Source organism: Rhodococcus sp. NPDC003322 (genome assembly GCF_053589555.1).
On record NZ_JBSFSC010000005.1, the window covers coordinates 525159 to 548755 of the forward strand.

The 23597-nt window shown below is 69.9% G+C and carries 20 protein-coding genes and 1 pseudogene; 10 read left to right on the forward strand and 11 right to left on the reverse strand.

Annotation, left to right across the window (positions count from 1 at the left end; all coding sequences use genetic code 11):
• Positions 1–2 precede the first annotated feature (2 nt).
• The 4 genes from ACWDUM_RS21790 to ACWDUM_RS21805 all read right to left on the reverse strand — a co-directional run bounded on the left by ACWDUM_RS21790 (position 3) and on the right by ACWDUM_RS21805 (position 2916).
• Positions 3–1058 (reverse strand): NADH-quinone oxidoreductase subunit B family protein, encoded by a 1056-nt coding sequence (locus ACWDUM_RS21790; RefSeq protein WP_450113687.1) that lies wholly within the window; start codon positions 1056–1058, stop codon positions 3–5.
• 118 nt (positions 1059–1176) lie between these two features.
• Positions 1177–1980: a hydrogenase nickel incorporation protein HypB gene (gene hypB / locus ACWDUM_RS21795; protein WP_450135567.1), complete on the reverse strand. Its 804-nt coding sequence runs from the start codon at positions 1978–1980 to the stop codon at positions 1177–1179.
• 4 nt (positions 1981–1984) lie between these two features.
• Positions 1985–2314: a hydrogenase maturation nickel metallochaperone HypA/HybF gene (locus ACWDUM_RS21800; RefSeq protein ID WP_450113689.1), complete on the reverse strand. Its 330-nt coding sequence runs from the start codon at positions 2312–2314 to the stop codon at positions 1985–1987.
• A gap of 62 nt (positions 2315–2376) precedes the next feature.
• Positions 2377–2916, reverse strand: a complete 540-nt coding sequence (locus ACWDUM_RS21805; protein WP_450135568.1) for a hypothetical protein — start codon at positions 2914–2916, stop codon at positions 2377–2379.
• Between the two features lie 55 nt (positions 2917–2971).
• Here ACWDUM_RS21805 and ACWDUM_RS21810 point away from each other — a divergent pair.
• A pseudogene (locus ACWDUM_RS21810) lies at positions 2972–3388 on the forward strand (IS110 family transposase); the annotation flags it as partial.
• On the opposite strand, the gene ACWDUM_RS21815 reads toward ACWDUM_RS21810, so the two are convergent.
• Positions 3389–4441 (reverse strand): DUF389 domain-containing protein, encoded by a 1053-nt coding sequence (locus tag ACWDUM_RS21815; protein ID WP_450135569.1) that lies wholly within the window; start codon positions 4439–4441, stop codon positions 3389–3391.
• A 246-nt stretch (positions 4442–4687) separates the two neighbouring features.
• Between ACWDUM_RS21815 and ACWDUM_RS21820 the strand changes: the two genes are divergently transcribed.
• Positions 4688–5692 carry a tyrosine-type recombinase/integrase gene (locus ACWDUM_RS21820; RefSeq protein WP_450135570.1) on the forward strand — a complete coding sequence of 335 codons (1005 nt, stop codon included), beginning with the start codon at positions 4688–4690 and terminating at the stop codon, positions 5690–5692.
• A gap of 88 nt (positions 5693–5780) precedes the next feature.
• Here the strand turns inward: ACWDUM_RS21820 and ACWDUM_RS21825 are convergent, their stop codons facing one another.
• Together ACWDUM_RS21825 and gdhA are read right to left on the reverse strand one after the other, a co-directional pair.
• A complete protein-coding gene (locus tag ACWDUM_RS21825) occupies positions 5781–6380 on the reverse strand; it encodes a hypothetical protein (protein WP_450135571.1) in 600 nt (199 codons plus the stop codon).
• A 242-nt stretch (positions 6381–6622) separates the two neighbouring features.
• The gene (gene gdhA, locus ACWDUM_RS21830) at positions 6623–7972 is read right to left on the reverse strand and encodes an NADP-specific glutamate dehydrogenase (RefSeq protein ID WP_450116795.1); all 1350 of its coding nucleotides are present in this window, start codon (positions 7970–7972) and stop codon (positions 6623–6625) included.
• A gap of 231 nt (positions 7973–8203) precedes the next feature.
• Here gdhA and ACWDUM_RS21835 point away from each other — a divergent pair, with 231 nt between their 5' ends.
• Both ACWDUM_RS21835 and ACWDUM_RS21840 read left to right on the forward strand, forming a co-directional pair.
• On the forward strand, positions 8204–9613 hold the full coding sequence (locus ACWDUM_RS21835) for an NAD(P)/FAD-dependent oxidoreductase (protein ID WP_450116796.1): 1410 nt from the start codon (positions 8204–8206) through the stop codon (positions 9611–9613).
• 48 nt (positions 9614–9661) lie between these two features.
• Complete coding sequence (locus tag ACWDUM_RS21840; RefSeq protein ID WP_450135572.1) at positions 9662–10519, forward strand: alpha/beta fold hydrolase; 858 nt, start codon at positions 9662–9664, stop codon at positions 10517–10519.
• A 10-nt stretch (positions 10520–10529) separates the two neighbouring features.
• Here the strand turns inward: ACWDUM_RS21840 and ACWDUM_RS21845 are convergent, their stop codons facing one another.
• Complete coding sequence (locus ACWDUM_RS21845) at positions 10530–10970, reverse strand: PaaI family thioesterase (RefSeq protein ID WP_450135694.1); 441 nt, start codon at positions 10968–10970, stop codon at positions 10530–10532.
• Positions 10971–11223: 253 nt separating this feature from the next.
• Positions 11224–11955, reverse strand: coding sequence for a hypothetical protein (locus ACWDUM_RS21850; protein ID WP_450135695.1), 732 nt, complete (start codon positions 11953–11955; stop codon positions 11224–11226).
• 188 nt (positions 11956–12143) lie between these two features.
• On the opposite strand from ACWDUM_RS21850, the gene ACWDUM_RS21855 reads away from it, so the two are divergent.
• From ACWDUM_RS21855 to ACWDUM_RS21865, 3 genes are all read left to right on the forward strand, one after another.
• Positions 12144–13574, forward strand: a complete 1431-nt coding sequence (locus tag ACWDUM_RS21855; protein WP_450135573.1) for a FecCD family ABC transporter permease — start codon at positions 12144–12146, stop codon at positions 13572–13574.
• A gap of 62 nt (positions 13575–13636) precedes the next feature.
• Positions 13637–14689: a FecCD family ABC transporter permease gene (locus ACWDUM_RS21860; protein ID WP_450135696.1), complete on the forward strand. Its 1053-nt coding sequence runs from the start codon at positions 13637–13639 to the stop codon at positions 14687–14689.
• Complete coding sequence (locus ACWDUM_RS21865) at positions 14686–15594, forward strand: ABC transporter ATP-binding protein (protein WP_450135574.1); 909 nt, start codon at positions 14686–14688, stop codon at positions 15592–15594. Before ACWDUM_RS21860 ends, ACWDUM_RS21865 begins: the two co-directional genes overlap by 4 nt.
• Before the next feature lie 21 nt (positions 15595–15615).
• Here the strand turns inward: ACWDUM_RS21865 and ACWDUM_RS21870 are convergent, their stop codons facing one another.
• Together ACWDUM_RS21870 and ACWDUM_RS21875 are read right to left on the reverse strand one after the other, a co-directional pair.
• Positions 15616–18210, reverse strand: a complete 2595-nt coding sequence (locus ACWDUM_RS21870; protein WP_450135575.1) for a bifunctional lysylphosphatidylglycerol flippase/synthetase MprF — start codon at positions 18208–18210, stop codon at positions 15616–15618.
• The gene (locus ACWDUM_RS21875; protein ID WP_450135576.1) at positions 18177–19487 is read right to left on the reverse strand and encodes an alpha/beta hydrolase; all 1311 of its coding nucleotides are present in this window, start codon (positions 19485–19487) and stop codon (positions 18177–18179) included. The genes ACWDUM_RS21870 and ACWDUM_RS21875 overlap by 34 nt, the downstream gene beginning before the upstream one ends.
• A 135-nt stretch (positions 19488–19622) precedes the next feature.
• On the opposite strand from ACWDUM_RS21875, the gene ACWDUM_RS21880 reads away from it, so the two are divergent.
• The 3 genes from ACWDUM_RS21880 to ACWDUM_RS21890 all read left to right on the forward strand — a co-directional run bounded on the left by ACWDUM_RS21880 (position 19623) and on the right by ACWDUM_RS21890 (position 23463).
• Positions 19623–20045 (forward strand): BlaI/MecI/CopY family transcriptional regulator, encoded by a 423-nt coding sequence (locus tag ACWDUM_RS21880; protein WP_450116800.1) that lies wholly within the window; start codon positions 19623–19625, stop codon positions 20043–20045.
• A 29-nt stretch (positions 20046–20074) separates the two neighbouring features.
• The gene (locus ACWDUM_RS21885; protein WP_450116801.1) at positions 20075–21019 is read left to right on the forward strand and encodes a M56 family metallopeptidase; all 945 of its coding nucleotides are present in this window, start codon (positions 20075–20077) and stop codon (positions 21017–21019) included.
• Positions 21020–21357: 338 nt separating this feature from the next.
• Positions 21358–23463, forward strand: a complete 2106-nt coding sequence (locus tag ACWDUM_RS21890) for a DEAD/DEAH box helicase (RefSeq protein WP_450135577.1) — start codon at positions 21358–21360, stop codon at positions 23461–23463.
• The last annotated feature ends 134 nt before the right edge of the window (positions 23464–23597 follow it).

The window sequence follows — 23597 nt, forward strand, 5'->3', positions numbered from 1 at the left end:
GTCTACCAGGTACGTACTGCTCCCGTTTCCAGCGTCGAGCCCGGGGTACGCCAATGCGGCTCGTCATCCAGCGTGCGAGCGGTGATGCTGCGCAGACGCCGAATGACCGATCCGTACACACCGGAGGCCGTACTCGAGAGCAGGCCACCGGGCGGCTCGTCCATGAACGGCATGAACTTGTCCGGGAAGCCGGGCATGGTGCAGCCGATGCAGATCCCGCCCACATTCGGACAGCCTCCGATGCCGTTCATCCAGCCACGCTTGGGCACGTTGCACTTGACGACCGGACCCCAGCAACCCAGTTTCACAAGGCATTCCGGGGATCCGTACTCGGTGGTGAACTCACCCTGTTCGTAGTATCCGCCGCGGTCGCAGCCCTCGTGCACCGTGGCACCGAACAACCACTGTGGACGCAGCGCCTCGTCGAGCGGGATCATCGGGGCCTGGTCGGTGGCCATGTACAGCAGGTACGTCAGCGTCTCCGACAGGTTGTCCGGCTGGATCGGGCATCCGGGAACGCACACGATGGGGATGCCCGCCTTCGACTTCCATTCCCAGCCAAGGTAGTCCGGCACGCCCATCGCTCCGGTCGGATTGCCTGCCATCGCGTGGATCCCGCCGTACGTGGCGCACGTGCCCGCCGCGACGACCGCAGTGGCCTTGGGCGCGAGCCGGTCCAGCCACTCGCTGGTGGTGATCGGCTGACCCGTCTCCTCGTTGTTGCCGAAGCCGCACCAGTAGCCCTCGTCGTGCAGCTTCTCGTTGGGAATCGACCCCTCGACCACCAGCACGAACGGTTCGAGTTCCCCGCGGTCGGCCTTGCGGAACCATTCGAGGAAGTCGTCCGCGCCGCCCTCGGGGCCGCACTCGAAGTCGATCAGCGGCCAGTGCACCGCCACTTTCGGCAGTCCCGGCAGCGCGCCGAGCGCGATCTCCTCCACACTCGGCTGAGTGGCCGCGGTCAGTGCCACGGAATCGCCGTCGCAACTGAGCCCGGCGTTGATCCACAAGACGTGGATCAGGGTCTCTTCGGCCGCCTGAGCTTGTGATGTGGGCATGCCGACCACCTTTCGGAGCGCACAGCACTCCTACGTTCACTTCGCCGGAGTCGATCATCGAACTCCCTGCGCAACGCTCCTTCTATTAAGGCCCTCGTCGACGGTGGATGTCAACGAATCACGTGCTCGCCCCGCACCCGTCGGCCAGCCAGCGGTACCACCGGTCGAGGCCTTCGCCGGTGGTGGCGGACAGTGCGATCAGCTCCACCTCGGGATTGACCGATCTCGCGTGGCGCGTACAGGTTTCGAGATCGAAGTTCACGTACGGCAGCAGGTCCACCTTGTTGACGATCACCAGATCCGCGGCCGCGAAGATGTGCGGGTATTTCAGCGGCTTGTCCGTTCCCTCGGGTGTGGAGATGACCACCACCTTGGCCCGCTCCCCGAGGTCGAACAGCGCCGGGCACACCAGGTTCCCGACGTTCTCCACGAACAGCAGTGTGCCCGAGGCCGGCTCGAGTGCGGCGAGAGCATCGTGCATCATCTGCGCGTCGAGGTGACAGCCGGCGCCGGTGTTGACCTGCACCACTGCGCAACCGGTGGAGCGGATGCGTTCCGCGTCGAGCAGGGTTTCCTGGTCGCCCTCGATCACCGAGATCTGTGTCGTCGCCCGCAGGTCACCGATCGTCCGTTCGAGGAGCGTCGTCTTCCCCGCCCCGGGCGAGCTCATCACGTTGACCGCCGTCACGCCCCGATCGTCGAGCCAACCGCGGGTACGCGCGGCGAGCAGGTCGTTCTTCGCGAGTACCTGCTGTTCGAGCACGACGGTCTCGGTCCGGGGCCGCGAATGGTCGTGCTCGTGGCCGTGGCCGTGGTCGTGGTCGTGGTCGTGGTCGTGCTCGTGCTCGTGCTCGTGCTCGTGCTCGCCGGGAACCGTCACACGCGGTCCCGCCTCCTCGCCGCAGCCGCAGGTGGCACACATCGCTTCAGCTCACTTCCATCGACACGATTCGCAGCTCCCGACCCGACCGAACCTGGACATCGGCACTTCCGCAGGCGCACAACAGAATCGGATCGGACAGGGGAAAGTCCGAACCGCACGCGCGGCAGTGTCCCGCCCCCGCAGGGGTGTCTATGTCCAGCCGGGCGCCCTCGGCGACGGTGCCCGCGGTGACCAACTCGAAACAGAACTGCATCGAGTCGGGGATCACCGCGCACAGCACTCCGACCTCCACGCGCACGCTGTGCACGCGACGGTCGCCTGCGCGCTCGCACACCGCGTCCACGACGCTCTGCGCGATCGACAATTCATGCATCCGCGGCCCCACTCCACCCGATTTGCCGCTGGTGTCCACGATAGGCCCGACACCGGCACCGGTTACCCGGAATCGCCCTCCGGGTCTTCGGACCCGCGGGCGCGGGCGGCGATCACGCGGTAGTCGGCCCGCCGGTGCGCGATGTGCGAATCGACGCGCATGTGATCGCGCATCGTCGGGATGGCGACGGTGTCGTCCACCGCGACACCCCGGCGGAGCAACCATGCCTGCACCTCACCCCACAGCCAGGTCTGGCCCAGCGTGAGGTTGAACGGCAACGGAAACGGGTCCCCCTGGTGCCGCTGCCCGTTCACCCACAGTGCGACCGCCTGCCTCGTGCAGCCGGCGCGCTGCGCGATCAGCCGACGGTCCACCAGATCCGGTTGCGTGCGTTCGACGTCGACGCCGAGCTCGCTGAGCCGTGCGACGAGGTCGATACCGGCGGCGTATCCGCGATTCCCCTCCCCCGCGACGGTCACCACCTGCAGTTGCCCGTGGTCGTCGATCCCGGCGTCGAGGTCGGCCCGTACCCGTTCCTCGACGCGAGGCGCGATCACCGCGGTGACGAACGAATAGCGAAACCGGTGCGGGTCGAGGTCCATTCGGCGATCGTACTGTTGACAGTCGTCAACAGCAGGCGCGGTATGTGATTCGCCGGTGATCGTGATCGGCATTGACCCGCACAAGTCCACGCAAACCGCCACCGCGGTCGACCCGGACGCCAACCGGGACATCGGATCGGTCCGGACCCGGTCGTCGTTCGAGGACTACGCCCAGCTCATAACCTGGTCCAAGGCATGGCCCGACAGGATCCGGGCCGTCGAGAACGCATCCGGGCTCGGTCACCACCTCACCCAATGGCTGATCAGCCGGGGTGAAGCCGTCGTCGACATCCCGTCGGCCGCGACCGCCCGGGCGCTCGAGCTCTCCCGTGGCGGCCGGCGCAAGATCGCCCGCATCGTCCCCCACTTCGTGGGAGGCATCCCCAGCCGCCGCCGCGGCGTGCGTGGCGTTCAGCCAGGGCGACTTCCGGCCGGTCGCCCAGAAGGCCACACCGACGTCCTCCGAATCCTCCTAGTTCTGGCCCTTGTGCTCGTCCACGCCGGGAATGGGGTGCTCAGGCTGCCGGGTTGGGTAGTGCGGCTCGGTAGCGGTTGTGGAAGTGCGGCCTCTTCGAAGTGACACGGAACGGTGCTTCCGGCGTATGGCCGACTCGCCCTTGCGACCGGCTCGTTGTAACAACAGCAGCACTATCACCCCAGCGACTACGATGCCGATCAGATTGACGCCGAGTTGCGCGAGCGAGCTCAGCACGACATTCCACTTCCCCGCGAACACCGCGACGACAGCCAAACCGGCAGCCGGCACCGTCGTTACCGAGATGAACACGCCCACCAGGGCAGTGGAGGCGTAAGTGACCAGGGCCAGCATGCCTGCCGCCCCCGCCAGCAGCGCCACCACCAGCGAGAATGGCCCCACCTCGTAGATGAAGTCGAAGACGCGAGCGTTCTCGACATCGCCGGTCCCGACCCAGTCGAGACGAATCCACAGCAGGGTGGCCAGCGCGGTGAGCACCATCGCGGCCGGGAACGAGATGGCCAGTGTGCGTGCCGAATTCCTCACGAGCCCGATATCGCGGCGAACCAGCCCCACCGAAAGCGCCGCCAGTGGTCGGAACTCGGGCCCAACCACCATCGCTCCGACCAGGGTAAGCGGCGAGGCCGTCGCCACGCCCACCGCCGACAGCAAGAGCGCGATCGTCAGAAACACCATGAATGTGGGCGTCAGTCGGGCCCCCTCACGCACCTGATCGAGCAACTGGGCCCACACCACAGCTTCTGCAGGGCGTGTAGGAGCCGCAGCTTCCGCCCGCTCCCCGGCGCGGGAAAGCACTGTCCCCGTCTGCTCGAACGAAATCCCGCCTGTCCGCACCAGATCCAGGGCGGTCAACGCCGCAAGCACATCATTCGCGCGGGCACGTGCCACATCCGCCTCGATCACATCGCCGGGCGGATCGACAGCGGCACCGAGTGCGAGCGTCACATGGGTGGCGCCGGGTTCGGCGGCCAGCGTGTCCAGGACTTCTGCGGAGCGGTCGCTCGGCGAAATGACGCGTAGATGCAGCACAGCATTGCCCCCTCTGGCCGGCGGTGGTGTGACCGAGCGACGGCCAGTTCTCGCCAGCAATCGTAGCGGGGCCACCTGGCCACCCTGACTTCGCAACCTGCGCCAGAGAAAGGGCAACCGGTGCGGGCCGACGCTTCCCTCGTCGACCCGCACCGAGACAACGCGGCCTTTGCTCGAATGATCCTGGGCAGACAGCACACGCAGGCCCCTCGCGCCCCACCCACCCCATCCGGCACAATCGAACACGTGACCGAATCCCTGCACGACTGGTTCGAGGAGTTCCTCGTCTACCGCAGCACGGCCAAGCCGTCACCGAACACCCTGCGGGCCTACCGGCAGGACTACCGGGCGGTGGCCGACTCGCTCGCCCGCCTCGCGGGCACCTCCGCCGCGCGGCTCACACCCGACGTCATCGACAAGGCGGCACTGAGAACCGCGTTCGCCGAGTACGCCGACACCCGGCAGCCGGCCTCCATCCGCCGCTGCTGGTCGACCTGGAACATGCTGTGCGACTTCCTGTTCGCCGCAGACGCGATCGTCGCCAACCCGATGTCGTCGGTGTTGCGCCCGAAGGCGCCGAAGACGGTGCCCAAGGCGTTCCATGCGGACGCGGTCGAACGCCTCGTGACCACCCTGCAGGCCCCCGACGAAGGCGCCCGCGCGTGGCCGGAACGCGATTTCGCGCTGATCCTCACCGGCCTGCTGACCGGACTGCGCTCCGCGGAGTTGATCGCCATCGACCTCGGCGACCTGCGCGACGCCGCCGACCAGGCCAAGGTCATCCACGTCCACGGCAAGGGCAACAAGCAACGGGTGGTCACAGTCGAGCCGGTCGTCGTCGACGTCCTCGGCGACTACCTGTCCAGCCGCGCGCAGCGGTTCCCCGGCACCGCGCGCCGGCGTGCGGATGCCGGGCCGTGGCAGCGCTTCGCGGCCTCGGACCCGATGTTCGTCGGGCGCGACGGTTCCCGGATCACCCGAGGCACCCTCCAGTACCGCGTCGAGCGGGCGTACCGTCGCGCGGGGATCAACGGCGATCGCGCGAAAGGCGCTCTGGTGCACCAACTTCGACACACCTTCGCGACGGCGATGGCCGATCAGAACGTCAGCGTCTACACCCTGATGCGCATGCTCGGTCACGAGTCGATGACCACCACACAGCGGTACACCTCGGGTGCGGGCACCGAAGTCAGGGGCGCAGCGGCCCTGAACCCGGCGTACAACCTCGTGAGCCGCACGGCCGGGAACTGAACCGTCGGAACCGAGCGCTCCGGTCGGGTTGCGATCCGGGCGATCTCGGCGATCCGGGCGATCTCGGCGATCCGGGCGATCTCGGCGATCAGGGCAGGCTGGCGACGAATTCGAACACCGCAGGCTGGACCGCGGGGTTCGCGTTCACCACACCGGTGACGGCGCCGATGGTGCCACCGATCGCGGCGCCGAGGGGACATCCGACGAAGAGGAACAGGACGCACCCCACCACCAGACCGATCACGGCGCCGGTGTTCGCGTTCAACTGTCCGCCGTTCAACCAGCCCTTCTGGATCTCGGCGACCATCTTGTCGTAGGCGGCCTGGCTGTACGCGGGATGCACACCGACCGGCGGCATCTGCGGTGTCAGGGTCAGTTCTCTGCCGCCCTGTCCGATGGTGGCGCCGATCGGGACGAGATCGTCCCCGACACCGTAGGCGAGGGGCACCCGGGTCAGGGCGGTGCCCGCATCGTTGACGACGTCGACGGCGGTGCCACCCGCCGCCAGCCGGAAGGCTCCCGAGTCGAGAACGGTCGCCACCGAGCGACCTCCGGGGAGGACCGAGGTCTCGTATCCGACCTGTGTGTCACCTGGCGCCGGAACCGCACTGGCATAGGAGTTGCCTGCGCCGACACCCATCGCTGCAACCACGGCCACGGACAGCACCGCGGCCTTGTGAAGTTTCATGGTGGGGCTCCTACTCCGAAAGCTCGGTGATTCGGTCACCGATTGCGGGAAGACGGCCCCCGAAACGGATTCGTAGACCGTCAGGAACACCACCTAGAATAGAGACCGAACGGCCTCCCGTCTGCCCCCTTTACGGCGTTGACGTGCCGATATACCTGACGAACACCGAAAGGCGCCGGGCGGATGCCCGGCGCCTTTCGGTGTTCGTCTGCGGGGCGGCGAGGCCCCTCACGAGATGCGTGTCAGATGACGCCGAGCGCGAACATGGCGTCGGCGACCTTGACGAAGCCGGCGATGTTCGCGCCGAGCACGTAGTCGCCGGGCTTGCCGTACTCGTCGGCGGTGGTCACGCAGCGGCGGTGGATGTCGCGCATGATCTTCGACAGCCGCTCGTCGGTGTACTCGAAGCTCCACGAGTCACGGGAAGCGTTCTGCTGCATCTCCAGCGCCGAGGTGGCGACGCCACCGGCGTTGGCGGCCTTGCCGGGCGCGAAGGCGACGCCCGCGTCCCGGAAGACCGCGATGCCCTGCGGGGTGGTGGGCATGTTCGCACCCTCGGCGACGACCTTGACGCCGTTGTTGACAAGGGTCTTGGCGGAGGTCTCGTCGAGCTCGTTCTGCGTCGCGGACGGGATCGCCACGTCACAGGGCACGTTCCAGACGTTGCCGCCGGCATAGAACTGGGCGTCGGCGCGCTCGTCGGCGTAGTCGGAGATGCGTCCGCGACGGACCTCCTTGATCTCCTTGAGGAGGTCGAGGTCGATGCCCTTGTCGTCGACGACGTAGCCGGACGAGTCCGAGCAGGCGACGACGGTGCCGCCGAGCTGGTGCACCTTCTCGATCGCGTAGATCGCGACGTTGCCGGAGCCGGAGACCACCACGCGACGGCCGTCGAGGCTGGTGCCTGCGGTCTTGAGCATCTCGGCGACGAAGTACGCGGCGCCGTAGCCGGTGGCCTCCTTGCGGACCATCGAGCCGCCCCAGGTCAGGCCCTTGCCGGTCAGCACGCCCGACTCGTACGAGTTGTTGAGGCGCTTGTACTGCCCGAACAGGTAGCCGATCTCGCGGCCGCCGACGCCGATGTCACCGGCGGGCACGTCGGTGTACTCCCCGACGTGCCGCTGCAGCTCCGTCATGAACGACTGGCAGAAACGCATGATCTCGGACTCGGACTTGCCCTTGGGGTCGAAGTCGGAGCCACCCTTGCCGCCGCCGATGGGCAGACCGGTGAGCGAGTTCTTGAAGATCTGCTCGAAACCGAGGAACTTCACGATGCCCAGGTTGACGCTCGGGTGGAAGCGCAGGCCACCCTTGTACGGGCCGAGCGCGCTGTTGTACTGCACCCGGAAGCCACGGTTGACGTGCACCTGGCCGTTGTCGTCCTGCCACGGCACCCGGAAGATGATCTGCCGCTCCGGCTCGCAGAGACGCTCGATCAGCGCGCCGTCGGCGTAGTTGGGGTGCCGCTCGAGCACGACCGTGAGCGACTCGAAGACCTCGGCGACCGCCTGGTGGAATTCCGGCTCGCCGGCATTACGGCGCACGACCTGGTCGAAGTACTGGTCGACGCGCTCACGGACCTGCCCACTCACAGACAGCCCTCCTCAAGGTGTGAAGAATTGGAAACACAGAGTTAACGCCAAGGTAAGCACACGGCCCGCCTTGATCACCAACCCGGGATGGGTGAAATTTCTCTGATGTGAGATTTCAGTCATCTCCCCGAAGATCGCGACACGCCGCCCACGCGTGCGCTCATCCGGCCACGCGAACGGTCCGGTACTAGCGTTGGCTGCGTCGTCGGCATCTGCGCGAGGAGTGTGCACATGAGCGTCAATTCGGTGGAGTCCCCCCGGCACCGCGTGGTGGTCATCGGCTCGGGATTCGGCGGACTGTTCGGCACCCAGGCACTCAAACGCGCCGACGTCGACATCACACTGGTCGCCCGCACCACCCACCACCTGTTCCAACCACTGCTGTACCAGGTGGCCACCGGCATCCTCTCGGTCGGCGACATCGCACCGGCCACGCGGCTCGTCCTGCGCAAACAGAAGAACGCCCGGGTCCTGCTCGGCGACGTGCGAACCGTCGATCTGACGGCCCGCACCGTCACCTCGCGACTCCTCGGCCGCGACACCGTGACCGAGTTCGACAGCCTCATCGTCGCCGCCGGTGCCGGGCAGTCCTACTTCGGCAACGATCACTTCGCGAAGTACGCGCCCGGCATGAAGACGATCGACGACGCACTCGAACTGCGCGGGCGGATACTCGGCGCGTTCGAGGAGGCCGAGCTGTCCGACGATCCCGCCGAACGTGCCCGGCTGCTGACCTTCGTGGTGGTCGGTGCAGGCCCCACCGGCGTCGAGCTCGCCGGTCAGATCGCCGAACTGGCGAATCGGACGCTCGCGGGCGCGTTCCGGCACATCGACCCCCGCGAGGCCAAGGTGATCCTCCTCGACGGCGCCCCGACCGTGCTGCCGGTGTACGGCGGCAAGCTCAGCGCGAACGCCGCGGCCAGGCTCGAGAAGATGGGCGTCGAGATCCAGCCGAACGCGATGGTCACCGACGTCGACGCCGACGGCCTCGTCGTCAAGGACAAGGACGGCACCGAGCGCCGGATCGACTGCCAGTGCAAGGTGTGGTCCGCGGGCGTGCAGGCCAGCCCGCTCGGCAAGCAACTCGCCGAGCAGTCCGGCGCCGAGATCGACCGGGCCGGGCGGGTGCACGTCAACCCCGACCTGTCGCTGCCCGGACACCCGAACGTCTACGTCATCGGCGACATGATGGCCCTGGACAAACTGCCCGGCCTCGCCCAGGTCGCGATGCAGGGCGGCAAGCACGCCGCCAAGCAGATCAAGGCGACCCTCGCGGGAACCCCGCCGGAGGAGCGGCAGCCGTTCAAGTACTTCGACAAGGGCTCGATGGCGACCATCTCCCGGTTCAGCGCCGTCGCCAAGGTCGGCAAACTGGAGATCACCGGGTTCCTCGGCTGGATCATGTGGCTGGTGATCCACCTGATGTACCTGGTCGGGTTCCGCAGCAAGTTCTCCACGATCCTGTCGTGGACGGTGACGTTCCTCGGCCGCGGCCGGGCACAGATGGCCTCCACCGAACAGCAGGTGTTCGCCCGCACCGCGATCGAGGACCTGCAGGACTACGAGCGGGCGCGGGCGGCGGGCCTGATCGGCGATCCGAGCGCGGTGTTCACCGGGGAGGAACGCGGCAAGGCCGGGTAGGGCGGTCGGACCGCCTTGGCGGTGGTCCGGCAGGTCGAGGTGAGCACGATGCAGCAGTCACGGGATGCGATGCGAGCGCGGTTGCTGCGCGGCTTGCCCGTCACGAGCCGGCACGTCGACATCGCCGGCATCTCGACCCAGGTACTCGAGGGCGGGCAGGGTCCGTCGATGCTGTTGCTGCACGGCGGAATCGAATCCGGCGGCGTGTATTGGGCGCCGGTGCTGTCCCGGCTCGCGGCCCGACACCGGGTCGTCGTGCCCGACCTGCCTGGGCTTGGCGAGTCCGCACCGCTCGTACGTCTCGACGCCGGCTCCTTCGCGATGTGGCTCGCGGCACTCCTGCGCCGGACCTGCCCGGACGGCGCCGCACTGGTCGCACACTCCCTCACCGGCAGCCTTGCCGCCCGATTCGCCGCCGACCACGGCGACCGCCTGCGGCACGTCGTGATCAGCGGCGCTCCCGGCCTCGGCCCCTACCACCTGCCGCCCGGGCTGGCCGTGGCGGCGTTGCGCTGCGCGATCCGGCCCACCGAGCGCGACCTGCAGCGGTTCCTGCCGTGGCCGTTCCTGGATTCGCAGCGGACCGCGGCGCAGGATCCGGAATGGTTCGAGGCGTTTGCCGCATACCTCGTCTCCCGGCAGCGGGTCCCGCACGTCAAACGCGCGATGCGCCAGTTGCTGAGGGCGGGCACGACGAGAGTTCCCGATGATCGACTGCGTCGGATCGCCGTTCCGACGACCCTCGTCTGGGGCCGACACGACCGGATGGCCCCACTGCGGCTCGCCGAGGGCGCCGGCACCCGGTTCGGCTGGCCGCTTCACGTGATCGACGGCGCCGGACATGTGCCGTTCGTCGAGCGGCCCGCCGCGTTCCTGGCCGCGCTCGAGGAGGCGGCCGGGAACTGATTCGGCGCGGCTAGCCGTTCGCGAGCCGGCCGGTGTCCTCGATGTTCGCGAGGCGCACCTGGCCGCGCGCGACGAGCCGCTCCTGCTCGTCGACGATCTGCACCTGCCACAGCTGCTGGGTGCGGCCGCGATGCACGGGTGTCGCGGTGGCGGTCAGGGTGCCGTTGCGGCTGGCGCGCAGGAAGTCGGTGTTGTTGTTCACCCCGACGACGTGACCTCGGTCGCCGAGCCACACGCTGCCGCCGATGCTGGAGAGGGTCTCGATGACCGTGCAGTGGACGCCGCCGTTGACGATGCCCGCGGGCTGGAACAGGTGCGGGCCGACCTCCCAGCGGGCGCACACCCGGTCGCCGGTCACCTCCAGGTACTCGAGCCCGATCGCTTCACAGAATCCCTGGTTCAGGATCGGAGATGCGTCGGCCGGCGTCATCCGCGTCAGTGCGTCCTCCATCGACGGCGCCGTGGCTGCCTGCGAGGTGGTCGATTCACTCATGTGCACTCCCGTACGTCCCGTGCTCGAACAAGATCATGGGCGCCACCTCCGGCCGGGGGCGCAGCCCAAGTCAAACACGCCTACGCCAGCGGGCCCCGCACCGGTGATCGGTGCGGGGCCCGCCGTGGAAGGGACCGGGAGTCTCTGCAGCCCTCAGGACTCCGGCGCGGTCCGGTGGTTCATCACGCCTACGACTATAGGCAAGGCTGCCCTAACTAGCAAGGGCATGCGTCGGGACACGCCGGAGGACGGGCCTGCCGGCCCGTGACCGCACCTGCAATCCCGCGGTCTCGAACGCGTCGAGCAGGGCCTGCCCGCGACGATCGGCCACCGACGGCGCGAGGCCGCTACGCAACGGCACCAGGGTCGCCGCACCGAGCACGGCCTCGCCGACCATCGCCCACAGCGTCGTCCGATCCAGCGGCACCCGGCGGTCGAGCGCGTCGAAGATCGCGGTCAGCGCCGACCGGCACCGGCAGGCCGTCCACATCGCGAGCGCACGCTCGCACGGCAGGGTGACCGCGCTCGGCGACCCGTCCCAGCGATCGCCGGGCAGGACCCGCAGCACGGGGTTCCACACCCCGGCCCAGTCGATGCAGCCGTCGCTGTCCATGTGGATCGACAGGTTGTCCAGTCCGGCGTCCCACGCGCGCCCCTCCAGCACGACCAGCGCGGCGACCCGTCCCACGACGGCGTGAATCAGCGCCGACGCCACCGAGATTCCGGCGGCCTCGCGATCCGGAATGTCCTCCAGGGCACGGGCGAGCATCCGGTCCAGCCGGTCACCCCGGATCCCCTGCTCGACAGCCCACCAGCGCCGCTTCGGCTGCTCGGCCATCTGCGCGACCGCGTAGACCCGCGGATATTCCGGATGCAACGACCGCAGGCGCGTACAGGACTCGACGAGGGCGGCAGCGCCCGCAGCGGCGCGGGTGCCACGCATCGCGATGGCCGGTGCGGGGTCGAGCAAGAGGGTCGTCGGCACTGCCCACTCCTTCGTCGTCGAGCAAGATCGAATGTAGGTTAGCCTAACCACAAGTCAATTGGGCGCTGCGAGCCGGGGTCCCTGGTTTGGATAGGGTTACGTAACCTGAACAACCGTCCCGACTTCAGCCGACGAGGAGCACGCCCGTGACCACCATCCCCGGCGACGTGGACTACGCGGTCCGGGAGGTTCCACGCGGCCCGGCCCCACGCTCCCGACGTGCACTGGCCACCGCGATCGACCTCGCGACAGTCGCCCTGCCGCTGGTCATCGGCTGGTTCATCGTCGACTCGCTGCGCGACACGAACGGCGGCGGCCAGATGGACCGGCTCGTCTTCGGCGTCGTCGCGGTCGCCGTCGCCGCCGGACTGCTCGTCTGGAACCGCGGCGTCCGGGAGGGAACGACCGGCGCCGGCCTCGGCAAGACCTGGCTCGACCTGATCGTCCGCGACGCCACGACCGGCGCCCCACTCGGCACCCGCCGCGCCCTGCTCCCCCGCACCGGCGTCGAAGTCGTCCGCCGCGCCACCGCCCTCGACGAGGGCTTCGTCCCGATCCGCGCCGACAACTCGATCACCGCGATCCGCCGGCGACGCCTCCTCGGGCTCGCGGTCCTGCTGCTGCTCCTGCTGGCGACCGTCGTCGCCTCGATCGCGGTCGGGGCACGCCCGATGGACTTCGGCGAGATCTTCCACGCCCTGTTCCAGGCCACCGGCACCGACACCGACCTCGTGGTGCGCACCCTGCGGATCCCGCGGACCGCGCTGGCCGTCGCCGTCGGCATCGCGCTCGGCATCGCCGGCGCCCTGATCCAGGGCCACACCCGCAACCCGCTCGCCGACGCCGGCCTGCTCGGCCTCAACGCCGGTGCCGCGCTGTTCGTGGTGCTGTCGATCTACCTGCTCGGCTACTCCACCCCGAGCCAGTACCTGTGGTTCGCGTTCGCCGGGTCACTCGCCGCCAGCGTCGTCGTCTTCGGCATCGCCTCCATCGGCGGCAACCGGGCGAGTCCGCTGAGCCTCGCCCTCGCCGGCGCGGCTGTCGCGATGTTCCTGCAGGCGATGACGCAAACCGTGATCCTGCTCGACCAGACCAGCCTCGACGGCTACCGGTTCTGGGTGGTCGGCTCGGTCGCGGGCCGCGGCACCGACGTGCTGTGGCAGGTGCTGCCGTTCCTGGTGATCGGCGTGCTGATCGCCCTGGCCGGCACCCCCAGCCTGAACGTCCTCAGCCTCGGCGACGACGTCGCGCGGGGCCTCGGCACCAACGTCGCCCTCAGCCGCGCCATCGGCATCGTCGCCATCACCCTCCTCACCGGCGCCGCCACCGCAGCCTGCGGACCCATCGCCTTCGTCGGCCTGGTCGTCCCACACGTCGCCCGCTTCGTCACCGGACCCGACTACCGCTGGCTGGTCCCCTACGCCGGACTGCTCGGCGCGATCATGGTCCTGCTCGCCGACGTGATCGGCCGCGTCGTCGTCCGACCGGGCGAACTGCAGGTCGGCATCGTGCTGGCGATGTTCGGTGCGCCGTTCTTCATCGCGCTGGTCCGGCGCAGGAAGCTGGTGTCCCTGTGAGCCTGATCGACGCGAAGACGGGAGCCGCCCCGGAGAACGGGGCCCCGCCGCTGCCCACCACCGTGCCGTCCCGGCCCGCGTTCCGGGTCGGCAACATCTCCCTGGTCCGACGGACCGCGATGGTCACCATCACCGCCGCGCTGCTGGCGGCGGCGTTCGTACTGCTGTGCGTCAACATCGGCCGCGGCGAATTCTCCGTCCCCGTCCCCACCGTCGCGGAGATCCTGTTCGGCGGCGGATCCAAGGTCGAACGCTTCATCGTCATGGATCTGCGCCTGCCACGCGGCCTGACCGCACTGCTGACCGGCGTGGCTCTCGGCATCGCCGGCGCGATCACCCAGTCGATCCTGCGCAACCCGCTCGCCAGCCCCGACATCCTCGGCATCACCGCGGGCGCCAGCGCGGCCGCGGTCACGCTGATCGTGGTCGGTGGTGGCGGCAGCTTCGTCGGCGCGCTCGCCGTCCTCGGCATCCCCCTCGCAGCACTGCTCGGCGGCATCGTGACCGCCGCCGTGATCTACCTGCTCGCCTGGCGCGGCGGGGTCCAGGGTTACCGGATCGTGTTGATCGGCATCGGCGCCAACGCGATGCTCGTCGCGCTCGTCCAGTGGCTCCTGATCTCCGCCGACATCAACGACGTCGCCCGCGCCCAGGTGTGGCTCAACGGCTCCCTCAACGGCAGCGACTGGGCACAGGTGTGGCCGGTTGCGATCGGTGTCGCGGTCGTCGGCACCGCCGCCGTCATCTCGTCGTTCAACCTCGGTGCACTGCGACTCGGCGACGACAACGCCCGCGCCCTCGGGGTTCGCCTGCAGACCGGGCAGGCGGTGCTGCTGCTGGCCGCGGTCGCGCTCGCCGGCATCGCCACCGCCGCCGTCGGCCCGATCGGATTCGTCGCCCTCGCGGCCCCGCAACTGGCCATGCGCCTGCTCCGCACCCCCGGACCACCGATCATCGCCTCCGGGCTGATGGGCGCGGTGCTCGTGCTCGGCAGCGACGTCATCGGACGCACCATGCTGCCCGTCGAACTGCCCGTCGGCATCGTCACCTCCGCGCTCGGCGGCCCGTTCCTGATCTACCTGCTGATCCGCAACAACCGAAAGGTCACCGCATGAGCGCCGACACAGCCAACCGGCTCACCGCGGAAACCTCCGAGGGCGCCGAGACGACCGGGCGGCTCGCCGCCGAGACGACCGGGCGGCTCGCCGCCGAGAACCTCGTCGTCGGCTACGGCGACCGGGTCATCATCGACGGCCTCGACCTGCAGATCCCGGCCGGCGTGGTGACCACGATCATCGGCCCGAACGGCTGCGGCAAGTCCACGCTGCTGCGGTCGCTGGGCCGGCTGCTCAAGCCGCGCAGCGGGCGGGTCCTGCTCGACGGCAAGGCGATCTCGCAGATGCGCACCAAGGACGTCGCGCGGACCCTCGGCATGCTGCCGCAGGCACCGGTCGCGCCGGAGGGGCTCACCGTCGCCGACCTCGTCTCCCGCGGTCGGCATCCGCACCAGTCGTGGCTGCGACAGTGGTCCTCCGACGACGAGGGCGAGGTCGCGAAGGCGCTGGCGCTGACCGGGGTGTCCGACCTCGCGGACCGGGCGATCGACGAACTGTCCGGTGGGCAGCGGCAGCGCGCCTGGATTTCGATGGCGCTGGCGCAGGGCACCGACATCCTGCTGCTCGACGAACCGACCACCTATCTCGACCTGGCGCACTCGGTGGAGGTCCTCGACCTCGTCGACCGCCTGCACTCCGAACTGGGCCGGACCGTGGTGATGGTGCTGCACGACCTGAACCTGGCGATCCGGTACAGCGACCGCCTCGTGGTGATGTCGAAGGGCTCGGTCGTCGCGTCCGGCACGCCGAGCGAGGTGATCTCGCCGGAACTGCTGCTGGAGGTGTTCGGTCTCGAGGCACGGGTGATCGACGACCCGGTGTCCGACCGGCCGCTGATCGTGCCGGTCGGGACCCGGCACGTGTACGGGACCGCAGGCGGACCGGAACAGGTCACGACGCCCTAGGCGGCCCCGGGCGCCGCGGCGTCACCTGCTGCGGATCATCGTGCGCACCAGGCGCAGGCCCTGACCGAACGACACGTCCGGCAGGTAGGCACGCCCGACGGCGTTACCGATGCTCGGCAACGCCGCCGGATCGGCGAACGTCATGTACATCGGCACGTACTCCGGCTGGAACTTCGCCTTGAACGCGAGCAGCGACCGGAACCCGTACACCGGTTCGAGGGTGCGGCCGAGCAGATCGAGCACGGTGTCCGTCACCGCGGCGAACGCGCTCCGCCCCTGCGCCTCCGCCGTGTCCACGGCATCGGTGCCCGCGCCCTCGGAGACCTTCGCCAGCGGCGCCCCGGACAGGCTGACGAACTCGGCGCCCTCCTCCTTCAGCGACAGCGCCGCCGACGCGATCAGGAACTCCATCGCGGGCCGGAACCCCTCCGCCCGACGGCGCATGAAGTCCAGCGTCCATCCGACGACGCGGCCGTCGCGGTACACCGGCATCCACGACGTGACACCGTGCACCGTGCGATGCTCGTCGACGGCGATCAGGCAGCGGACCCGGGGGTCGTCGATCTCGTCGAGACCGCCGAGCGTGAAGCCCATCTCCGGCATACCCTTGTCGGCGACCCACTCCTCCGAGATGGCGGTGATCTGGTCGGTCAGTGCGAGCGGGGCGTCGGGGAAGCGGATCCATTCCGCGTGCACCCCCGACTTCGCGGCGCGGTTGAGGGCGGTGCGGACGTCCTGGAACTTCTTGCCCTTGAACTCGAGGTCGTCGAGGTGCAGCACCGTCTCCTCGGCGACCTGCAGGCCCGACCAGCCGAGCGCGTCGGTGACCGCGCGCAGCTCACCGGTGACCGAGTAGAAGCAGGGGGTCCAGCCGTTTCCGGTGGCGAAGTGGGCGAAGCCGGTGACGGTGCCGGGCAGCGACGTCCGTGGCCCGACCGGATCGCCGGTGGTCAGTGCGACCCCGGAGATCACGCGGTACGCGACGTAGCTGGCCCCGTCCGGCGCGAACCAGTAGCGGTTGCCGCGCCAGGTGGTCATCCAGGACAGCGGGCTGCCCGTGCCCGCCGTGAGCAGCCGCCGGGCGCGTTCGACGTCGTCGGTCCGCGCGCCGTACGCCGGTGTGAGGAAGGTGGCCGCCACCGCGACGCACACCACGATCCAGAACAGCACGCCGGTCCACTCGTAGAGCAGGGTCGTGATCGCGTCGTCGGGCAGGAACCGGGGGTCGAGCCACTGCAGGTAGACGGGCGGGACGAGTCGCTGTGGGTAGTCGGCGAGCAGCGACGCGACCGTCGGCTCCCGGTCGAAACCGCTGCGTACGAGCATCCCGAGGGCCACGTAGACCGCGCCGAGGACCACCGTCGCACCCGCGAGTCGCGACCACAGCCGCCGATAGGTGCCCCGCGGCGCCGACACGGTGAAGAACCGGCGGGTGGCGAGCAGCACCACGAGGACCGCGACCGGGGCGAGGAACGGCGCGAGCGTGCGGTACACGGTCGGCGAGTCGAGCCCGTAGAACAGGGATTCGCCCGGGACGAACCCGACGTAGCGGACCGCGAAGTTCACCAGCGACAGCGCCACCAGCACGACCTGCGCCACGCACGCGGCCAGCCACGCGAACCGGCGGCCGCGACGCAACCCGTCGGCGAGCACCAGCAGCAGCAGTGAGGGCATCAGGCTCAGGATCGTCGGCCCGACCCCTCCGAGCCGCAGGGCGAGTAGCCCGTGACGGCAGTCCTCACCGGTCCGGTTCTGCGCGCACAGGTCGCGCACCTCGGCAGGCGTCAGCCCGACCTCGCGGAACAGGTCACGCAGCACGGCCAGTGGGCCCACGGCGTTCGGGGACAACGCGGCAAGCACCGGGCCCAGCGCGCCGGCCGCGACGACGAGCGCCACGAGGACCCGACCCTCGCGTCGGGTGCCGGCCAGGTGCTCACCGCGCGCGGAGCGGCCGACGATCACGGGTCCGAGCAGGAGCCCGACCACCGCGGCGCAGAGCCTGATCATGTCGAGGAGATGGCCACTGAACAGTGCGAGGGTGATCAGCAGCGCGAGTGTCCCGACGCGGAGGCGGCGCCGCCACAGCGTGTTCATCGAGGAACTCGCCACCATCGCGACGCCGACGATCCACGGGGTGGGGCTCATGGCGGTGCCGATGTGCAGCCGGAAGCCCCAACTCTCGTCGACGACCTTGACGGCCTCCGACACGCCGAGCGCGATCAACGTGCCGAGGACCTGGGTGGCCACGGCAGCGACCGCGAACCGGGCCGATCCGATGCGGTGTTCGATCGGCGCCGCCACCAGCAGGATCGCCGCTGTCGCCACCAGATGGCCTGCGAGGCCGTTCGCCCACAGCCCGGAGGTCAGTGCCGTCCAGACGCGGCCGTGCTCGAACGCCATGATCCCGGCGGCGAACTGGTGGATCACGCGCCGATCGGGCGCGGATCCGAGACCGCCGGTGGCCGCGCCCAGTACCCACAGCAGCACCAGCATCGCGATGCTCACCGGCGCCCCGGTGACACCGAAGCGGACGAGTTCGGTCAGTCGCCGCGCTTGCCTGCGGACGGCGGGCAGCACTGCGGTCACGAGATCAGCCCCACTCTCCGGGAGATCCATTCGAGGTTGTCCGCGAGTCCCGCCGACCACACCGCGAAGCTGTGGCCGCCCGGCAGTTCCCGCAGTTGCACGTCCATCCCCGCCTTCCCGGCGGCAGCGTAGAGGGTGTGCACGCCCGGCGAGAAGTCGTGATCGTCGCTGCCGACGACGAACACACCCGCGCTGCCCGGATAGGTCCGGGTCGCCATCAGGTCCATCGGGTTGACCGCGGTGAACGCCGCCTGATCTCCCCCGAACGCGGCCTCGACGGTGCGCTGCCGGTCACCGAGGGTCGGTTCGAGCTGCCCGGACAGGTCGAGAAACGTCGGGTACGCCTCCGGATGGTTGGTGGCCATCTGCAGCGCGCAGGTGCCGCCGTAGGACAGTCCGCCGATCGCCCACGCCCGAGGATCCGGGTCGACCTGCAGGTTGGCCTTCACCCAGGCGGGGACGTCGGTCGCGAGGTAGGTGGCGACATTGCCGAGCTTCGAGTCGAGGCACAGCGGGTTCGCCAGCGTGGAGCCGGTCCCGTCCGCGACCACGACGATCGGGGCGAGGCCCTGGTGCTGCGCGGCGAATGCGTCCATCGTCTGGGTGAGCCGGCCCCCGGCGAACCAGTCGCCGGGACTGCCGGGCTGCCCGGCGAGCAGCACCAGCACCGGAAGCTGCGGACGCGGGTCGGCGAAGTAGGCGGGCGGCAGGTAGATCTCGGCGTCGCGGGCCGAGAATCCGGACACCGTGCCGGGAATCGGGACCGTCACCACGCGGCCGGCGGAGGGTAGGTCCACGGGCTCGGTCCACTTCGCGTCCACGGGGGTTCCGACGACGGGATCGGCGACCGGCGGCGGGACGTCGGCGAAGGCGATCGCGTTCGCCGCGGGCAGACCCAATGCGTCCCGCACGGTCGGGTAGGCGTCGAAGACGAGATTGACCTGCACCGCGGCGACGGCCACGACGGCGAGCGCGCCGAGTACGGAGGTGACGGCGCGGGTCAACCGCCGGTCGGTGACCAGTCTCACACCGGCGAGGACGATCGCGAGCAGCCCGCACCCGATCCACACGTAGACCCGGAGTTCGACGGGGTCGGGGAACGGGCGCCACCACTTCTCCACCACGACCCACCCGAGGGCGGTCAGTGCGAAGGCGATCGTCGCGCAGACCGGAAGCACGCGCAGCCGGTAGCGGCGGGTGTTGCCCGCCGGCCCGAGCAGCAGCCACAACGCGCCGGCGATCGCGAGTGCCGCCACGACCCAGGGCAACGGCCCCGAGATCAGCGACCGGTCGTAGACCCATTCCACGTGAGCGCCTCTCCACATCTCGCCTGCATGTGCGCATCGTCCCACCCCGCGGGAGGACGTAATCATTAGTACGCCGCAAGAACTACGACTACGAGTAGTACGCACCGGCGTCGGACAGTACGTAGGATGGACCGTATGGCAGGACTTGGCGAGCTCGAGCGAGCAGTGATGGACCACCTGTGGTCCAGTTCCGAACCCCAGACGGTCCGTCAGGTCCACGAGGCGCTGGCAGCCCATCGTGAGCTTGCGTACACCACCGTCATGACCGTGCTCCAGCGGTTGGCGAAGAAGAACCTGGTGATCCAGCAGCGGGACGACCGCGCGCACCGCTACCTCCCCGTGCAGGGCCGCGACGAACTCGTCGCCAGCCTGATGTTCGACGCGCTCGACCAGGCCGACGCGTCCGACGGCCGGGTCGCGGCACTGGTCCACTTCGTGGGCAAGGTGGACGCCGACGAGGCCGCAGCGCTTCGCGAGGCCCTCGCCGCACTGGAGTCGACCGAGGCGAACACGCGTCACCTGCGCAGCATCGACGCCGGTTCCGATCGCGCCAGCTGACCATGCACGTAGTGCATGATGGGTAGGCCATGAACCCCACCACCGCACTGGCCTTCGCCGTGATGGCCTTGCTTCTCGCCGGCCCGGTGCCCGCGCTGCTCGCGCGCGCCACCTGGCCATTCCGCGCCCCCGGCGCGGCACTCGTGCTGTGGCAGGCGATCGCGATCGCCGCGGTCCTCTCGGCATTCAGTTCCGGCCTCGCGATCGCGTCACAGCTGCTCGTACCCGGCCACGACGGCCGGCCGACGACCGCTCCCCTCGAGGAGATCGACGCGCTCGGCCTCCCCCTGTGGATCGCGTACGTCGTGGTGTTCGCACTCACCGTCCTCATCGGCGCGAAGCTCATCTTCTCCATCGCCGCGGTCGCGGTGCAGACCCGGCGGCGGCGCTCCCGCCACCGGATGCTCGTCGACCTCCTCGACCGTGGCGAACCGCACCGCAGCCGCACGTCCAATCTGCGTGTCCTCGACTCCGCAGAACCGATCGCCTACTGCCTGCCCGGACTGCGGCATCGGGTGGTGGTCAGCGCAGGCACCCTCGACAGTCTCGGCCGCGACGAGATCACCGCGATTCTCATGCACGAACGCTCCCATCTGCGGTCCCGGCACGACCTGGTGATCGAGGCGTTCACGGCGGTCCACGAAGCCTTCCCGAAGGTGGTGCGCAGCAAGTCCGCGCTCGGTTCCGTTCAGCTGCTCGTCGAACTGCTCGCCGACGACTCCGCGGTCAAGGTGACGGGTCCGACACCGCTGGCCCGCGCCCTGGTCACCTGCGCCGGATCCAGCGCCCCCGACGGCGCCCTCGCCGCAGGCGGACCGCACACCCTCACCCGCATCAAGCGACTCGCGGATTCCGGCACCGTCCTCCCGATCGCCGTTGCCGCGTACCTGGCATCGGTGGCAATCCTCGTGGTCCCGACGATCGCGGTCGCGGTGCCGTGGCTCGTCGAACTCGAACGACTCTTCCGGGGCTGATCTCCGGCGACGCCGGAAGCGGCTGATCTCCGGCGACGCCGGAAGCGGCTGATCTCCGGCGACGCCGGAAGCGGCTGATCTCCGGCGACGCCGGAAGCGGCTGATCTCCGCCCGTCGCCGCTGAGTCGGACCTCACGTCGCCGCGGGGCACGGGCACACCCCGCGGTCCCGTACACTGGACCGCGGCCCATTTCGCGGCCCATTTCGATTGTTAACCACACTTTCGGCACAGCCATGCCCCGAACCCGGGGCGCGCGTGCCCGGCTCGTCTCTTCTGCGCGGCTGTTGTTTCAGGCTGCACTCCGCGACGCGCCCAACGTCCGGAGAGGTATATCCGCGTGACCGACGCCGTCCCATCTTCTGCTGCCCTCGATCAGGCCACCGCCGATCAGGCCCCGCAGTCCACCTTCGCCGAGATCGGCCTGCCCGCCCCCGTCGTCGCGGCTCTCGCCCGCGACGGCATCACGGTGCCGTCGCCGATTCAGGCGATGTCGATCCCCGATGCGATCGCCGGTCGCAACGTCCTCGGCCGCGCACAGACGGGCTCCGGCAAAACGCTGGCGTTCGGGCTTCCGATGCTGGCCCGCCTGGCCGGACGCGACGACCGGCCCGCGCCGAAGCGCCCGCGCGCCCTGGTGCTGGTCCCGACCCGCGAACTCGCGGTCCAGGTCGTCGACTCCCTGTTCCCGTACGCGTCCGCGGTCGGTCTGCGTGTCCGCTCCGCGGTGGGCGGCATGGTGTTCACCAAGCAGGTCGAGCAGCTCTCCCGCGGGGTCGACATCCTCGTCGCGACACCCGGCCGCCTGGGCGATCACCTGCGGCAGGAGACCTGCATCCTCGACGAGGTGGAGATGACCGCCCTCGACGAGGCCGATCAGATGGCCGACATGGGCTTCCTCCCCGAGGTCCGCTCGATCCTCGAACAGACCCGCCCCGACGGACAGCGGTTGCTGTTCTCGGCGACTCTCGACCGGGAGGTGCAGTCGCTGGTCCGCCGGTTCCTGTCCGACCACGTCGAGCACGCCACCGAGGACGGGCGCGCCAGCGTCGACACGATGGAGCACTACGTGCTCAATGTCGACCGCGGCCAGAAGGACGCGGTGCTCGCAGAGATCGGATCCCGTGAGGGCGGCCGCACGATCATGTTCGCGCGCACCAAGCTCGGCTGCGAGGGCATCACCGAACGCCTCCGTGAGGTCGGCGTCGCCGCCGAGGCACTGCACGGCGGCAAGGCGCAGAACCAGCGCACCCGGGTGCTCGAACGGTTCAAGGCGGGGCGCACCCCGGTTCTCGTCGCCACCGACGTCGCCGCGCGCGGCATCCACGTCGACGGCATCGACCTGGTCGTGCACGTCGACCCGCCGGCCGATCACAAGGACTACCTGCACCGTGCCGGCCGCACCGCCCGCGCCGGCGAGAAGGGCACCGTCGTGTCCGTCGTGCTGCCCAACCAGCGCCGCATGGTGCGGCGGCTCACCGGGGCTGCCGGCGTCGACGCCACCGAGGTGAACGTCGGCCCCGGCTCCGAGGAGCTCGCCGCCATCACCGGTGCTCGCACGCCGAGCGGGGAACCGGTGCGCGAGCGGCGCAGCGAGCGGTCCTACGGCGACCGCCCGCGCCGGGACGGCTACGACCGGCCCCGCCGCGACGGCGGCTACCGCGGTGACCGGCCCCAGCGGGACGGCGGATACCAGCGATCGGGCGAGCGCTCGTACGGCGACCGCCCGCAGCGCGACGGCTTCCGCAACGACCGCCCGCAGCGCGACGGCGGATACCAGCGCAGCGGCGACCGCCCCTCCTACGGCGACCGCCCGCAGCGCGACGGCTACCGCAACGACCGTCCCCAGCGGGACGGCTACCGGTCCGACCGCCCGCAGCGCGACGGCGGCTACCAGCGCAGCGGCGACCGCCCCTCCTACGGCGACCGCCCGCAGCGCGACGGCTACCGCAACGACCGTCCCCAGCGCGAGGGCGGCTACCAGCGCTCCGGCGACCGCCCCTCCTACGGCGACCGTCAGCGCGAGGGCGGCTACCAGCGCTCCGGCGACCGCCCCTCCTACGGCGACCGTCAGCGCGAGGGCGGCTACCAGCGTTCGGGCGACCGCTCGTACGGCGACCGCCCCCAGCGGGACAACCACCGGTCCGAGCGCCCGCAGCGCGAGGGCGGCTACGAGCGTTCCGGTGACCGCTCGTACGGCGACCGGCCGCAGCGGGACCGCGGCTACCAGCGCTCCGGCGACCGCCCCTCCTACGGCGACCGCCCGCAGCGGGACGGTTACCGCAACGACCGTCCGCAGCGCGACGGCGGCCACCAGCGCAGCGGCGACCGCTCGTACGGCGACCGCCCGCAGCGCGGTGAGCGCAGCGGTGCCGCCGGCGGGTTCCGCTCCCGCACGGAGCGCCGCTCCTACGACGGCTTCGACGGTCCGCACCGCGACCGCTGACCGCACCACTCGACGCGATAGCACCGACGCCGCCACCCGCCCCGCGGGTGGCGGCGTCGCGTTTCCCGGCGTCCGGCCATCCCAAGGTGCGAGACCCTGAAGTTTCGCTCGTTCACAGGGCAGGGAATGCTTGA